Annotated in this window: 15 protein-coding genes and 1 pseudogene; 7 read left to right on the plus strand and 9 right to left on the minus strand. The window is 67.0% G+C overall.

Annotated features, from left to right (window positions below):
- Positions 1-121 precede the first annotated feature (121 nt).
- Positions 122-853, plus strand: a complete 732-nt coding sequence (locus ACQP0C_RS35530) for an HNH endonuclease family protein (protein ID WP_433727238.1) — start codon at positions 122-124, stop codon at positions 851-853.
- A gap of 52 nt (positions 854-905) precedes the next feature.
- On the opposite strand, the gene ACQP0C_RS35535 is transcribed toward ACQP0C_RS35530, so the two are convergent.
- Positions 906-1,754 (minus strand): sulfurtransferase, encoded by an 849-nt coding sequence (locus ACQP0C_RS35535; protein WP_433727240.1) that lies wholly within the window; start codon positions 1,752-1,754, stop codon positions 906-908.
- Between the two features lie 223 nt (positions 1,755-1,977).
- Here ACQP0C_RS35535 and ACQP0C_RS35540 point away from each other — a divergent pair, with 223 nt between their 5' ends.
- Positions 1,978-3,198: a benzoate/H(+) symporter BenE family transporter gene (locus ACQP0C_RS35540; RefSeq protein ID WP_433727242.1), complete on the plus strand. Its 1,221-nt coding sequence runs from the start codon at positions 1,978-1,980 to the stop codon at positions 3,196-3,198.
- A 114-nt stretch (positions 3,199-3,312) separates the two neighbouring features.
- Here the strand turns inward: ACQP0C_RS35540 and ACQP0C_RS35545 are convergent, their stop codons facing one another.
- From ACQP0C_RS35545 to pdhA, 3 genes are read right to left on the minus strand one after another with little or no spacing between them, the layout of a single operon-like run.
- A complete protein-coding gene (locus ACQP0C_RS35545) occupies positions 3,313-4,704 on the minus strand; it encodes a dihydrolipoamide acetyltransferase family protein (RefSeq protein WP_433727244.1) in 1,392 nt (463 codons plus the stop codon).
- A gap of 25 nt (positions 4,705-4,729) precedes the next feature.
- A complete protein-coding gene (locus ACQP0C_RS35550) occupies positions 4,730-5,701 on the minus strand; it encodes an alpha-ketoacid dehydrogenase subunit beta (protein ID WP_433727246.1) in 972 nt (323 codons plus the stop codon).
- On the minus strand, positions 5,698-6,810 hold the full coding sequence (gene pdhA / locus ACQP0C_RS35555) for a pyruvate dehydrogenase (acetyl-transferring) E1 component subunit alpha (protein ID WP_433727248.1): 1,113 nt from the start codon (positions 6,808-6,810) through the stop codon (positions 5,698-5,700). The genes ACQP0C_RS35550 and pdhA overlap by 4 nt, the downstream gene beginning before the upstream one ends.
- Positions 6,811-6,954: 144 nt before the next feature.
- Here pdhA and ACQP0C_RS35560 point away from each other — a divergent pair, with 144 nt between their 5' ends.
- The gene (locus ACQP0C_RS35560; protein WP_355186610.1) at positions 6,955-7,449 is read left to right on the plus strand and encodes an Lrp/AsnC family transcriptional regulator; all 495 of its coding nucleotides are present in this window, start codon (positions 6,955-6,957) and stop codon (positions 7,447-7,449) included.
- A 21-nt stretch (positions 7,450-7,470) separates the two neighbouring features.
- Here the strand turns inward: ACQP0C_RS35560 and ACQP0C_RS35565 are convergent.
- From ACQP0C_RS35565 to ACQP0C_RS35580, 4 genes and pseudogenes are all read right to left on the minus strand, one after another.
- Positions 7,471-7,566: pseudogene (locus ACQP0C_RS35565) on the minus strand (type II toxin-antitoxin system HicA family toxin); the annotation flags it as partial.
- Between the two features lie 121 nt (positions 7,567-7,687).
- Positions 7,688-7,909 (minus strand): type II toxin-antitoxin system HicB family antitoxin, encoded by a 222-nt coding sequence (locus ACQP0C_RS35570; RefSeq protein WP_433727250.1) that lies wholly within the window; start codon positions 7,907-7,909, stop codon positions 7,688-7,690.
- 49 nt (positions 7,910-7,958) lie between these two features.
- A complete protein-coding gene (locus ACQP0C_RS35575) occupies positions 7,959-8,381 on the minus strand; it encodes an acyl-CoA thioesterase (RefSeq protein ID WP_433727252.1) in 423 nt (140 codons plus the stop codon).
- The gene (locus ACQP0C_RS35580; protein ID WP_433727254.1) at positions 8,378-9,337 is read right to left on the minus strand and encodes an AraC family transcriptional regulator; all 960 of its coding nucleotides are present in this window, start codon (positions 9,335-9,337) and stop codon (positions 8,378-8,380) included. The genes ACQP0C_RS35575 and ACQP0C_RS35580 overlap by 4 nt, the downstream gene beginning before the upstream one ends.
- An 80-nt stretch (positions 9,338-9,417) precedes the next feature.
- Between ACQP0C_RS35580 and ACQP0C_RS35585 the strand changes: the two genes are divergently transcribed.
- Both ACQP0C_RS35585 and ACQP0C_RS35590 read left to right on the plus strand, forming a co-directional pair.
- Positions 9,418-10,266 carry an SDR family oxidoreductase gene (locus tag ACQP0C_RS35585; RefSeq protein WP_433727257.1) on the plus strand — a complete coding sequence of 283 codons (849 nt, stop codon included), beginning with the start codon at positions 9,418-9,420 and terminating at the stop codon, positions 10,264-10,266.
- Positions 10,267-10,486: 220 nt separating this feature from the next.
- Positions 10,487-11,815 (plus strand): MFS transporter, encoded by a 1,329-nt coding sequence (locus ACQP0C_RS35590; RefSeq protein ID WP_433727259.1) that lies wholly within the window; start codon positions 10,487-10,489, stop codon positions 11,813-11,815.
- Positions 11,816-11,849: 34 nt separating this feature from the next.
- On the opposite strand, the gene ACQP0C_RS35595 is transcribed toward ACQP0C_RS35590, so the two are convergent.
- Positions 11,850-12,782 carry a TIGR03620 family F420-dependent LLM class oxidoreductase gene (locus ACQP0C_RS35595; protein WP_433727261.1) on the minus strand — a complete coding sequence of 311 codons (933 nt, stop codon included), beginning with the start codon at positions 12,780-12,782 and terminating at the stop codon, positions 11,850-11,852.
- Between the two features lie 90 nt (positions 12,783-12,872).
- Between ACQP0C_RS35595 and ACQP0C_RS35600 the strand changes: the two genes are divergently transcribed.
- Entirely contained in the window at positions 12,873-13,412 is a 540-nt protein-coding gene (locus tag ACQP0C_RS35600) for a TetR/AcrR family transcriptional regulator (protein ID WP_433727263.1), read from the plus strand.
- Between the two features lie 34 nt (positions 13,413-13,446).
- Entirely contained in the window at positions 13,447-13,686 is a 240-nt protein-coding gene (locus ACQP0C_RS35605) for a hypothetical protein (RefSeq protein WP_433727265.1), read from the plus strand.
- The last annotated feature ends 60 nt before the right edge of the window (positions 13,687-13,746 follow it).

Consider the following 13,746-nt stretch of genomic DNA (forward strand, 5'->3'; position numbering starts at 1 on the left):
CCGGCTCCTCTGGTGAAGGCGCTCCAGCTGGGTGCTACGAATGTCGGTGCATGCGGGTACATCTGGCACAGTGCGTGCCGACATTCGACGATGGCTGCGTGCCCCGCTCACGCTGCGGGCCATGCGCACGCTGCGTGCCCCGCTCACGCTGCGCGCCATGCACACGATGCGTGCCCCGCTCGCAGTGGCGCTGCTCGCCATGTCTGCATGTGCCGACCTGGGCACCGAACCGGTCGTGCCCACACCGGGCAGCCCCAGCCGGGTGCAGCTCGAGCATTTGCTCGTCTCGGTGCGGGTCGTCGGCGCGCGCGGGCATCCGGGTGGTTATGAGCGCGGATGTCAGGCGGGTCAGGGGTGCGTATTCGGTCCGTCCTGGACCGATGACTACGACGGACCCGGTGGACACGACGGCTGCGATACCCGCAACAACGTGCTACGCAGACAGCTGACCGGGGTGAGCTTTCGGTCCGGCACCAACAACTGCGTGGTCACCGCGGGCAGGCTCGACGATCCGTACACCGGCAACCGGATCACATTCACCAAAGCCGATGCGGGCGACATCCAGATCGACCACATCTACCCGCTGGCCGCGGCCTGGGATATGGGCGCGGTGTACTGGCCGCGCGAGCGCCGGGTGCGGTTCGCCAACGATATCGATGCGAACCTGCTGGCCACCGCTGCGAGCGCCAATCAGGTCAAGGGTGACAGCACGCCGTCCCGATGGCTACCGCCCGCACGGGCGAACCATTGCCTCTATGCGGGCAAGTACCTCACCGTCGCGGTCCGGTACGACCTGCCGGTGACGGCCGCGGACAGCGTGGTGCTGAACGATATAGCCCGCACCTGCCCGTGATTCGCGCCCGCTGTCCCACGACAACCCCGGGGTGCGTACGTCTCGGGAACCTCTACCGCGCCGGAACTCGGATGGAGCCGGACTCGGGCCCGGTGGCTACCGGACGCTTAGGGTCGTTCGACCACTGCGACCACGAACCCGGGTACAGGGCCGCCTCGATGCCGACGGCGGCGAGCGCCGCAACTTGGTGGGCCGCGGTGACGCCGGACCCGCAGTAGACCGCGACCGGTCCGGAACCGAAGGCGGCGAACCGATCCCGCAATGCGTCCAGGGCATGGAATCGTCCGTTGGCGTCGAGGTTGTCGGCGGTCGGTGCGCTGATCGCGCCCGGAATGTGTCCGGCCTGCGGATCAACGGGCTCCACCTCGCCGCGATAGCGTTCGCCCGCACGCGCATCCAGCAGTACGCCGGACCATTTGGCGGCGGCATCGGCGTCGATGACCGGCATCTGCCCCGGGTTCAACTCGACATCACCGAGTTCGGGATCGGGCTCCGCGCCGGTGGCGATGTCGCCGCCGGCACCGATCCACGCGGGCAGGCCACCGTCGAGAATGCGCACATCCGCGATCCCGGCCCAGCGCAACAGCCACCAGGCCCTGGCCGCGGCCATACCGCCGGTCGCGTCGTAGACGATCACCGGATCACCGTTGCGCACACCCCAGCTGCGCGCGCACTTCTCCAGCTGCGTCGGATCGGGCAGCGGATGCCGCCCGCGCGCCGGTGACGGTGGCGCCGCCAGTTCGGTTTCCAGGTCGACGAAGACCGCGCCCGGGATATGCCCTTCCAGATAATGCTGCGGGCCGTCGGGATCACCCAGTGCCCACCGTACATCGAGTAGACGAACCCGCTTGTCCGCCAATACTTCCCGAAGTTCATTCGTCGAGATCAGTACCGCGCTCAACAAAGCTCCTAGTTCTGAATCCGTACCCTACGAGCACCGACATTGCTCACCCTACGCATTCCCTAGCACAGATGTCAGTGCGCCATGAGAGGTACCGGCGGGTAGACAAGACCCCTTTCTGCCAGCTGCGCACACCCTCGGTGGGTGTGAGCTTCAGCAATTCAGTCCAGTTTCGAGCGACTGGCTGTGACAACTGGACTGATGACCGGGGAAGATCCCAGAAATGTCCAGGCTTTCCCCGGCGCTCGCCGAAACCTCGCCAGCAGCATCGGCTACCGCGAAGGTGCGGCTATCGCAGCCGCTCGCCGCGGGTGTCGTGACCGCGTTGGTCGGGTTCACCAGCGCATTCGCGGTAGTGCTCAGCGGTTTGACCGCGGTCGGCGCCACCGCGGCGCAGGCGGCATCGGGACTCTTGGCGCTCTGCGTGACCCAGGCCATCGGCATGATGCTGCTGAGTTACCGGTATCGGCTGCCCATCACACTGGCCTGGTCGACACCGGGCGCGGCACTGCTCGCCAGCACGGGCGCGGTTGCCGGTGGCTGGGCGGCGGCGGTCGGCGCGTTCGCGATCACCGGAGTGCTGATCGTGATCACCGGACTGTGGCAGCGGCTCGGCAATCTGGTCGCCGCGATTCCGGTGGAGATCGCGCAGGCCATGCTCGCCGGAGTGCTGCTGCCGCTGTGTCTCGCGCCGGTGAAGGCTGTGCAGACCAGTCCGGCGGTAGTTGTCCCGGTGATCGTGGTGTGGCTGGTGCTGCAGCGATTCGCCAAGCGCTCGGCGGTGATCGCGGCCTTCGCCACCGCCGCGATCGGGGCGGGCATCAGCATCGCGGTGCAGCACAAACATCTCGATCTCGCCGCCATGGCGCCCTCGCTCGAATTGACCGTGCCGCAATGGAGTTGGCAGGCGGTGATCGGCATCGCCATCCCGGTCTACATCGTCACCATGGCCTCCCAGAACATTCCCGGCACGGCTGTGATGAAGTCCTTCGATTACCAAGTGCCGTGGCGCGCTGCGATGACCGTCACCGGTATCGGCACCATCCTCGGCGCGCCCGCGGGCGGCCACGCCATCAACCTCGCCGCGATCAGCGCCGCGCTTTCGGCGGCTCCGGCCGCACACCCGGATCCGAAGCGTCGCTGGATCGCGGCGTGTACCGCGGGCGCCACCTACCTGGTCCTCGCCCTCGGCTCGGCCGCGCTCGTCACGTTGATCGCCACTGCCCCCAGGGGCACTCTGGAAACCGTTGCCGGACTTGCCCTGCTGGCCACCCTCGCCGCGGCGCTGGCCGGCGTGCTGAAGTCCGAACAGCACCGCGAGGCGGGTGTCGTCACCTTCCTGATCGCCGCCTCCGGCGTCGGGTTCCTCGGCATCGGAGCGGCCTTCTGGGCCCTGGTCGTGGGTCTGCTCGTCCGCCAAGTCCTGGCTCACCGCCAAGACTGACGTCTTCTCGGGGATGGCCCGAGCCGAACGACAGTGCGGCTCGGACCGAGAGGTCTGCCCTGAACATCGGGGGCAGCGGCAGCCTCCGAAGGGCGCAACCGCGCCTGCGCTCTGCTACATGCGGCTCAGCAATGTCAACGGGTCCTCGAGCAATCCGGCGACGGTCGCGAGGAACCGGGCGGCGAGCTCACCATCGATCATCCGGTGGTCGAAGCTGATACCGAGGGTGCTCACCCAGCGAACGGCGAGCTCATCGCGAAATACCCACGGGCGCTTACGGATCGAGCCGAGGCACAGGATGGCCGCCTCTCCCGGGTTGACCAGCGGAACACCGGTGTCGACCCCGAAGACGCCGACATTGGTAATGGTGAAGGTGCCGCCGCGCAGGTCCGTCGGCGTGGCAGCGCCGGAACGGGCGGTCTCGGCCAGCCAGCCGATTTCGCGGCACAGGTCGCGCAGGCTCAATGCCTGGGCTTCCTTGAGATTGGGCACCATCAGTCCGCGTTCGGTGGCGACCGCGATGCCGAGGTTCACGTAGTGCTTGGTGACGATCTGTTGATTCGCCTCGTCCCAGAACGCGTTGATACCGGGATACTCCGCGAGCGCGGCCAGCACCGATCTGGCGACCAGGGCCAGCGGCGTCAAGGTCAGGCCCTCGAAGGATTTGGTGGTGCGCAGGTGGTCGAGCAATTCCATCGACGCGGTGAAATCGACGGTGACGAAGGTGCTGGCCTGCGGGATGGTGCGGGCGCTTATCACCATTGCGGCAGCGGTGCGTTTGCGAATCCCGCTGACCGGCGTGCGTTCCTCACGAACGGCGGGCCGGATGATCCCCGCGTTCGGATCGGTGACCGAGGGCGGCGCGGGTGTTGTGGTGGCCTGGTCGCCGGTGCTGTTCGCCACGGCCCGCGGCTGCGATACCGGGACCGCGCCGCGCACGTCATCGACCGTCACCGCGCCATCGGGGCCCGAACCCGCGATATACCAGAGGTCGATCCCGAGTTCCTTGGCGAGTTTGCGTGCCGCCGGGGTGGCCGCGGCTCGGCGCAGGCCCGACGTATCGCTCGCGCCCAGCCCGCCGGGCTTTCCGGTGGCGACCCGTGAATCATCTTGCGGCGCAGCGGATTCCGCTGACACGGGCCGCCGTCGCCGGGACACCGGCTCCCCTTCGGGCCCGTACCCGACCAGCACCGAGGTCCGCCCGTTCGCCCCCTCCTGCGCGGCCGCCATCTCCAGGTCATTGCGCACCCGGATCAACGGGGCGCCCACGGCGATCGTCTGGCCGGGTTCGGCGAGCAATTCGACCACCGTGCCCGAGAAGGGCGAGGGCAACGACACCACCGCCTTGGCCGTCTCCACCTCGGCGATCGTCTGATTCAGCTGCACCGTCTCGCCGATACCCACCGACCACGACACCAACTCCGCGTCGGCGAGTCCCTCGCCGAGATCGGGTAGTCGGAATTCCAGGATATGACCCTGATCGTCGGCTGGGGCGCGATCTTCCACTGGGGCACCTCTCAGTGAGCGGTAGTCAGGCGGCGAGCGAGCGATCGACCGCGGCGAGGATGCGGTCCGGATCGGGCAGGTGGTGCTTTTCGAGCTTAGCCGGGGGGTAGGGGATGTCGAACCCACCGACGCGCAGGACCGGCGCCTCCAGGTAGTAGAAGCAGCGTTCGGTGATCCGCGCGGCGATCTCGGCGCCGAGCCCGGCGAAGACCGGCGCCTCGTGCGTCACGATCAGCCTGCCGGTCTTGGCCACCGATGCCTCGATGGTGTCGAAGTCGATCGGCGAGAGACTGCGCAGATCGATCACCTCGAGCGAATGACCTTCCTCCGCAGCGATTTTCGCGGCGGTGATGGCAGAAGCCACGGTGCCGCCATAGGCGACGATGGTGGCGTCATCACCATCGGTGACGACGCGGGCCCGGTGCAGCGGCAACGCCTCGGCATCGAAGTCGACCTCGGCCTTATCCCAGTAGCGCCGCTTGGGTTCGAAGAAGATCACCGGATCATCGAGTGCGATCGCCTGGCGGATCATGGAATACGCGTCGGTGGGATTGCTCGGCGTCACCACGCGCAGTCCGGCGGTGTGCGCGAAATACGCTTCGGGCGACTCGGAGTGATGCTCCACCGAACCGATTCCACCGCCGAACGGGATGCGAATCGTGATGGGCGCGATCACCTTTCCCTGCGTCCGGTAGTGGATCTTGGCGACATGCGAGACGATCTGGTCGAAGGCCGGATAGACGAAGCCGTCGAACTGGATCTCACAGACCGGCCGCCAGCCGCGCAGCGCCATGCCGAAAGCCGTTCCGACAATGCCGGATTCGGCCAGCGGCGTATCGATGACGCGGTTGTTCCCGAAATCCTTCTGCAGCGTGTCGGTGACCCGGAACACCCCGCCGAGGCGACCGATATCCTCCCCCATCAGCACGACCTTCGGGTCGTCGTCCATGGCCCGTCGCAGCCCGGCATTGAGTGCGGCGGCGAAGGTCGTGATCATGTGGGAACTCCTTCCGGTCGCGCGGTGGCCTCGCCGGGATCACCGGCCAGGTACGCCGCGTACTCGCCGCGCTCTTGGCTGATGAGCGGATGCGAGGTGGCATAGACGTGATCGAACAGCTGCGACGGTGCCGGATCCGGCATATCGATGGTCGCGGTGCGCACCTGGTGCGCGACTTCATCCGCGCGCGCACCGACCTGTCGCTCGAATGCCTCGTCCCACAGCGTCTCTCGCTGCAGTAGCTTGCGCATTCGCTCGATCGGGTCGCGGCGGGCCCACTCCTCGGTCTCGGCGGCGGAGCGGTAGCGCGTCGGATCGTCGGCGGTGGTGTGCGGGCCCATCCGATAGGTGAGGGCTTCGATGAAGGAGGGGCCGCCACCGGTCCTGGCCCGCGCGGCAGCCTGTCGGGTGACCGCGAGTACGGCGAGTACATCGTTGCCGTCGACCTGCACACCCGGAATCCCATATCCATAGGCGCGCCGCGCGATCGGGGTCGCGCTCTGAACGCGGACCGGGGAACTGATCGCCCAATGATTGTTCTGACAGAAGAACACCACCGCCGCGCTCCAACTCGCGGCGAAGCCGAGCGCCTCGGCGAGATCGCCCTGACTGGACGCACCGTCACCGAAGTAGGCGATGGTCGCGATCTCCGCACCGTCGAGGTGGGCGGCGTAGGCGTAACCGGTCGCGTGCAGGCCCTGCGAGCCGACGATGATATTCGGGTTGGTCATATTGACCGCGCCGGGATCCCAGCACGAGTGCGCGACCCCGCGCCACATCCGGGTGAGTTCGGTGGGATGGACGCCGCGGCAGTAGGCCACGGCGTGCTCGCGGTAGCTGCAGAAGACGTAATCGTCGGGGTTCAAGGCGTGCGCCGAGCCGACCTGCGCGGCCTCCTGCCCGAGCATCGGCGCCCACAGGCCGAGCTGACCCTGCCGTTGCAGCGCGGTTGCCTCGACGTCGATCCGACGGGTCACGACCAGGTCCTGGTACAGCGCGCGCAACTGTTCGGGCCCGATATCGGTGATCAGGGCGGCATGCTCGCGATCGAACACGCGACGGCCGTCGGGTTGTACCAACTGAACCGGATACTCGGACTTGTTCGTCATTCGGGATCGCCTCCTGACCGCGAGCAGGGCGGGTGTGCCCTATATCACATAGCATCCACGAGAAGGCGATGTGCGCAAGTGATCACTACGCGAGTGAGCAGAATGCCCAAATCTGGTCGGGGAACTGGTGCCATACTGCGTTGTATGACCAGTAGAGAACCCGCCGACGTGACCTTGGACGCCACCGACGCGCGACTGTTGCTGGAACTGGTCGCCAACCCGCGCGCGACCGGCGTCGAGTTGGCCACCCGGCTCGGGTTGTCCCGCAATACCGTGCAGGCGCGGCTGTCGCGCTGGGAGGCGAGCGGGGTACTCGCCAGCTTCGAGCGCCGGGTGCAACCGCGGGCGCTCGGCTATCCGCTGGCGGCCTTCGTCGCGGTCGTCGCCGATCAGCACCGACTGGATTCGGTGGTCGACGAACTCGCCGAGGTGCCCGAGGTGACCGAGGTGTGCGGCATGACCGGGCTGACCGACCTCACCGTGCGGGTGGTCGCGACCGATGCCGACGATCTGTATCGGATCGCCGGACAGATATTGAAGATTCCCGGTGTGGAGCGCACGAATATGGCATTGGTGATGCGGGAATTGGTCGGCCCGCGCACGGCCCCACTCTTGGACCGGCTGGCCGGATCCAGCTGATCTTCCGCTGGGAACTGACACTTACAACAGGTTGAGGAATTCAGTTGCTGTCATTCCGGCCTGCCGGAGGATCGAGGCAAGCGTGCCGCGCTTGACCGTGCCGTGCAGCGGCACGACCGCAGTCCTGCCGTCTCACGGCGATAGACCGCATGGCCGCCAGCCGTTCGCACGTGTTCGAACCCGACAGATTCCAAGACCCGCAAGACCTTCCGCACCGGAAGGTCGGACAGCGCCGGGCTCACGCCGCAGTGCCGGGAACCTGGAAGGAAGTCACCAACGGTGTGGCGGTTAGCTGCGGTTCCGGCGTCTCGGCGAGGTAGAGCGCGACCGCCTCACGGAGATTGTTCAGGGCCTCCTCGATCGTCTGGCCCTGACTGGCTACATCGACCTCGAGGCACTGCGCGACATACCAGTCCTCTTCCTGGTGCACCGCAGCCGTCAATACTCGCTGATCAGCCATGGAAGTAGTGTCCCACAAGGTCTTCGGCTGCCGCATCGTCCGACTGGGATCAGTCGGTGAGGAGGGTGGTGGCGGCGGTGCGGATTATTTCGGGGATTTCTACTGGCTTGCGGGTTTCGTTGTCTACGTAGACGTGGACGAAGGTGCCGGTGGCGGCGAGTTCGAGGGCGTCGCCGTCCTTGCGGAAGATAGCGAGGTCGTAGGTGATGCTGGAGCGGCCGAGGCGGGAGATGCGCAGGCCGACCTCGAGTTGGTCCGGGAAGCTGAGCGAGCCGTGGTACTGGCAGGAGGTCTGGGCGACGACCCCGACGGCCGGAAGTTCGCGGATATCCGTGCCGGTGGCGTGCATCAGCCAGGCATTGACCGCGGTGTCGAAGTACGAGTAGTACGTCACGTTGTTCACGTGGCCGTAGTGGTCGTTATCGGCCCAGCGGGTCGGCACCGGCCAGAGGACTGGATACTGCTGCGTCACCCGGCCGACGATAGCTCAGTCGGTGTGGTGCCCTGCCGATGGTCGCGCGGACTCACGCCGAAGTGCCGTTTGAACGCCGTACTCAGGGCGAACGCGCTGCCGTAACCGACTTGGCGGGCAATGGATTCGATGGTGGCATCGGATTCCTGCAGCAGGTCCGCGGCCAGGGCCAGGCGCCATTCGGTGAGGAACGACATGGGCGGCTCGCCGACCAGATCGGTGAACCGGCGGGCCAGCGCGGCCCGTGAGACACCGACCGCGTCGGCCAGGCTGGCGACCGTCCAGCCGTGCGCGGGATTGTGCTGCAGCAGGCGCAGCGCCTTGCCGACCAGCGGATCGCTGTAGGCGTGATACCAGGCGGGCGCGTCATTGCGGGCGAACCAGGCGCGCAGGGCCGCGATCAGCACCATATCGAGCAGCCGGTCCAGTACGACGCCCTGCGCGGGCTCGTCCTTGGTGGCCTCGTCGACCAGGATGTCGAGCAGCCGGGTGTCGAAATCGCCGCGCTGCAGCACGATTACCGGCGGCAGGGCACGCAGCAGCCGCTGACTGGCCGCGCCCGCGGACTCATAGGTGCCGGTCACCATCAGCGTGGCACCGTTCGCATGGGTCCCCCACTGACGCACGCCCAGACTCAGTGTCTCGCAGAGGATTTCACCGTCGGCCGTCTTGGTGACATTGCCCGGGTCGATGAATATCTGCGGTTCGGTGGCCGGATCGTCGGCGACCGTATACGGATCGGGACCGCGGAAGATCGCGATATCGCCCGCGTTCAGCTCCCGTGGCTTACTGCCGGCCACATCGGTCATGATCCAGGCCGTACCGCGGATCATCGAGACCACCGTCAGCGGCGCCCGGTCCTGAATGCGCAGCGACCACGGCGGATCGAGCAGTGAACACATGACGAACGCACCTCGGGCGCGTGGACCTTCGAGCAGACTGGCGAGCGCATCCACACATCAACAGTAGACGCTGACGCATGAGCACGAGCCGCTGAACTATGTTTCGTCGCGGCCAGCACCGATGTACTGAGAACATGACAAACAGCAGCTCTCACCAGCGTCTTACCCTCGTCACCGGCGGCACGGGCAAGACCGGCGGCCGCGTCGTCGCCCGGCTCCGCGCGGCCGGTCACGCGGTCCGCATCGGATCGCGCACGGCCGAGATCCCGTTCGACTGGGCCGATCGCGGCACCTGGACACCGGCGCTGTTCGGTGTCGACGCGGTGTACATCGCATTCCAGCCGGATCTGGCAGTGCCCGGCGCGCCCGAGACCATCCGCGCATTCGTCAACGCAGCGAAGGCCAACGGGGTGCGCAGGCTCGTCCTGCTCTCCGGTCGCGGCGAGCCGGAGGCCGAGCAGTGCGAGCGGATAGTGCAGGGCTCGGGGCTGGACTGGACCATCGTGCGCTGCAGTTTCTTCGCACAGAATTTCAGCGAGGGCGCCTTCCTCGAATACATCCTCGCCGGTGCGGTGGCGCTGCCTAATGGCGATGTGCCGGAACCGTTCGTGCACGCCGACGATATCGCCGACGTCGCCGTCGCCGCGCTAACCGAGGACGGGCACGGCGGCGAACTCTACGAACTGACCGGACCGAGGTCGTTGACCTTCGCCGAGGCGGTCGCCGAGATCGCCGCGGCGACCGGACGAGCGATCGAGTTCATCCCGATCTCGCGCACCGATTTCGTCGCGGCGCTGACCGAATACCAGGTTCCCGCCGATGTGGTCAGCCTGCTCGACTACCTGTTCGGCACCGTATTGGACGGTAGAAATTCCAAAACCGGGGATGGCGTACGGCGGGCGCTGGGGCGGGAACCGAAAGATTTCCGGGATTTCGCCGATGTGACGGCAGCCACAGAAATCTGGAACATTCAGGGCTCGTAACATAGTTGAAAGGATGCAGAGACCACCGCGCGGACGCCGGTCTCAACGGCGAGATCCGCGGAGTCGGTCAACCGAGCCGATGATGTCCCGGACCGACTCCCCGCGCGGTTCCTGGATCAACCGCGACCAGGAGGTCGCACGCTCGGACGCGCCCTCGAATAGCGCCGTTCGAGGCGCCGATCGCGAACCGCGCTGGCCGATCGATCGGTACCGTGAATCGGTGGCCACCACGACGATCGATCCGCAGACCCGGATAGCGCGCGCCGCGGTATTCGTGGTGTTCGCACTGAACGGTCTTCTGTTGGCCATGTGGGTGGTGCACATCCCGGCCATCACCGATCGAACCGGTATCGCACACTCCACACTCGGCATGTTCATTCTGATGCTGGCCGGTGCCGGCATTGTCGGTATGCGCATCGCGGGGCCGCTGGCGGACCGATTCGGCAGCCGGGCCATGGTCGCGGCCGCCGCGGCGATCACCGCGGTGTCGGTGCTCGGACCCGGGCTCGCGACCGGGCCGGTCACCCTGGCGATCGCCTTGGCCTGCTTCGGTTTCGGCAACGGCGCACTCGACGTCTCGATGAATACCCAGGCGATACATGTCGAGCGGGCGTATCGGCGGCCGATCATGTCGGCATTCCACGCATTGTTCTCCGGTGGCGGCTTGCTCGGCTCGCTATTGGGGGCGGCTGCCCAGGGCGCGGGATGGGATCTGCGCTTGACCTTGTCGCTCGCCGCGGTGGGTGGGTTGTTGGTGCTCGCCGCACTTGTGCCTCGGCTGCTCGGCGATACCGGATCGGTTACGCGCGAACCGAACCCGGATGTGCCGAGTCCGGATCCGCAGCGCGGCGGCCCTGCAGAGGTAGCGGTCCCCCGTCAACCGGATCGCATTCCGCAGGACGGGGATCTCGGATCCGAAATGCTCAGCGACACAGCCGCATCGGACAGTGCCCGCGCCACCCCGCGGACTACCGAATCCGCTCCGGCTCTCGCGCCGAACCGCTCGCGAAAAGTCCTGGCACTGGCCGCAATCGCCTTCGCGCTGTTGCTCACCGAGGGCGTGGCCGCCGACTGGAGCGCACTGCAGGTCCGCGACCACCTCGATGTCGACGACGCCACCGCCGCACTGGCATTCGGCGCATTCTCCGCCACCATGACCGCGGGCCGCTTCGCCACCGACCGGGTGGCCGGGGCCGTCGGCCGCGTCGCCGTTGTCCGCTACGGCACAGTGATCGCCGCATGCGGGCTGGTGCTGATAATGACATCCGGATGGGTGCCGCTCACGCTGCTCGGCTGGGCCATGTGCGGCCTCGGCGTCTCCGGCGGCATACCGCAAATCTTCACCGCCGCAGGCAATCTCGGCTCCAGCACGGCGGCGACCGATATGTCGCGCGTCTTCAGCCTCGGCTACTTCGGCCTGCTGGCCGGCCCCTCCATCATCGGCTGGATCACCACCATCGTCCCCCTCACCGCCGCCATGATCGTCCCACTCATCGCCGTACTACTGTGCTGCCGCTACGCCGGTGTGGTCGGCCCACAGCGGAATTAGCGACCGAGCGGCGCGCGCCAATTCGGATCGACACCTATTGGATGGCGGCTCGCACGAATGCCGAATCCCGGGCGAGCGCGCCGAGTTCGCGCCATTGCGGAAGGGGTAGCGTCATCGGATCGGCGGTGAGCACCTGCAAACACACGTGATCGGCGCCCGCGTCCAGGTGCTGTCGAACGCGCTCGCCGATCACATCCACGTCCCCATACGCCGCCACCGAATCCACCAGCCGCGCACTCGGGCCGCCGACAATGTCCTCGTCGCCGAAACCCGATCGGCGCAGATTGGCCACCTGATGTGGCGCGGATTCGAGATACCCCGCGATATGCGCCCTGGCCACCTCGCGGGCCCGCGCCCGGTCGGTATCGAGAACGACGACCTGCTCGACACCGAGAAACGCCTGCGGCCCGATGATCCGCCGTGCATCCGCGGTGTGCTCGACCGGCGCGTGAAACGGATGCGCACCCCAGGTTCGTTCGGCGGCCAAGGCCAGCATTTTGGGTCCGAGCGCCGCGAGGACCCGGCGCGGCGCGGGGTCCGGCTCCGGCACGTACTGCGGGACGGCGTCCATCGCATCGAGATATCCGCGCATCAGCGCCAGCGGCTTGCCACCGGATGGAACCGTGTAGCCCTCGGCTTCGATGGATCGTCCGCCGACCCGCTGGCCGCCGAGCCCGAGTAGATATCGGCCAGGAAACGCCTCGCCGAGCGCGCGCTCGGCGGTGGCCATGGCCAGCGGATCACGCAGTGCCACATTGGCAATGCCCGCGGCGACCACGATCCGCTCGGTCGCCCCGAGCAACAGCCACGCCTGCCCGACCGTATCGCGGCCGAATCCCTCACCGAACCACAGTGCGCCGTAACCCAATTCCTCGATTTCGGCGGCGGCATCGCGCACCCGCCCGACCGGTTGTCCATCGAAGGCGAAGGTCCAGATGCCGACGCGACCGAGTTCATGCTCCACCATCACCGTGCTCCCAACGCTAAAACGGAGAAGTTCTCCGTTTCCCTGAACGGTACGATAGCGGAGAACTTCTCCGGTTAACAAGAGGTGCGTATGCGGGTCGACGCTCAGCGGAACTACGAACGCGTGCTCGAGGCCGCAACCGCGGTATTCGCCCAGGAGGGCCCCGAGGCCTCCCTCAATGACATCGCCCGCCGCGCCGGAGTCGGTCCCGGAACTCTCTACCGGCACTTCCCCAACCGGCAGGCACTGCAGGCGGCCGTACTACGGGAGCGGATCGAAACGCTCTGCGGGCACGCCGAGGCGTTGGGGTCGACCGAGCCGATCATCGCGCTCACCGAATGGCTGCGGGCTCTGCTCGCGCACGCCCGTACCGACCACGGCCTCGGCGGCGCGGTGCTGGCCGGACCGGTCGACCTGGATTTCGATTGTCAGCAGGCCATTCACCGATCAGGTGCCGCCCTGCTCGCCAGAGCACAGCGCAGCGGGGGCATCCGCGCGGATATCGCTGTCGACGACGTCATCCAACTGGTTGCGGGCATTGCCCTCGCAGCACGTCATGGCAGCGACCCCGACCAACCGGACCGCCTGCTCGGCTTTGTCATGGACGCGCTGCGCTGTCCGAGCGAATAGCGCCGCGCCCCAGCGATATCGGTAAGTTCGAGGGATGTTCGACAACAACAGGCTCGAGCGCAGGATCGATCACCTCGAACGCAAGCTCGACATGATCATGAAGCATCTCGGTCTCCCCGATCTCGTCCCGGCGTCGGCCTCCGGAGAAATCGACGAACTCATTCGGCAGGGCAAGAAGATCCAGGCCATCAAGCTCTATCGCGACCTCGATCCGGGCAGCAGCCTGCGGGAGGCCAAGGATGCGGTCGAGGCGCGCGAGCGGCGTTTGCGATAAGGATGACCGCTTTTTGTGATGCGGCACCGGATCGGCCGGATCGGCTACGCGTCGAGGCCG

The sequence above is a fragment of the Nocardia sp. CA-129566 genome (assembly GCF_050956075.1).
Taxonomy (GTDB): Bacteria; Actinomycetota; Actinomycetes; order Mycobacteriales; family Mycobacteriaceae; genus Nocardia.

Excerpts from the sequence above, each read along its gene's own strand:
- ACQP0C_RS35530 (WP_433727238.1), top strand. The coding sequence starts at position 122 with ATGCGCACGCTGCGTGCCCCGCTCACGCTGCGCGCCATGCACACGATG.
- ACQP0C_RS35540 (WP_433727242.1), top strand. The coding sequence starts at position 1,978 with ATGTCCAGGCTTTCCCCGGCGCTCGCCGAAACCTCGCCAGCAGCATCG.
- ACQP0C_RS35550 (WP_433727246.1), bottom strand. The coding sequence starts at position 5,701 with ATGATCACGACCTTCGCCGCCGCACTCAATGCCGGGCTGCGACGGGCC.
- pdhA (WP_433727248.1), bottom strand. The coding sequence starts at position 6,810 with ATGACGAACAAGTCCGAGTATCCGGTTCAGTTGGTACAACCCGACGGC.
- ACQP0C_RS35560 (WP_355186610.1), top strand. The coding sequence starts at position 6,955 with ATGACCAGTAGAGAACCCGCCGACGTGACCTTGGACGCCACCGACGCG.
- ACQP0C_RS35570 (WP_433727250.1), bottom strand. The coding sequence starts at position 7,909 with ATGGCTGATCAGCGAGTATTGACGGCTGCGGTGCACCAGGAAGAGGAC.
- ACQP0C_RS35585 (WP_433727257.1), top strand. The coding sequence starts at position 9,418 with ATGACAAACAGCAGCTCTCACCAGCGTCTTACCCTCGTCACCGGCGGC.
- ACQP0C_RS35595 (WP_433727261.1), bottom strand. The coding sequence starts at position 12,782 with ATGGTGGAGCATGAACTCGGTCGCGTCGGCATCTGGACCTTCGCCTTC.
- ACQP0C_RS35600 (WP_433727263.1), top strand. The coding sequence starts at position 12,873 with ATGCGGGTCGACGCTCAGCGGAACTACGAACGCGTGCTCGAGGCCGCA.
- ACQP0C_RS35605 (WP_433727265.1), top strand. The coding sequence starts at position 13,447 with ATGTTCGACAACAACAGGCTCGAGCGCAGGATCGATCACCTCGAACGC.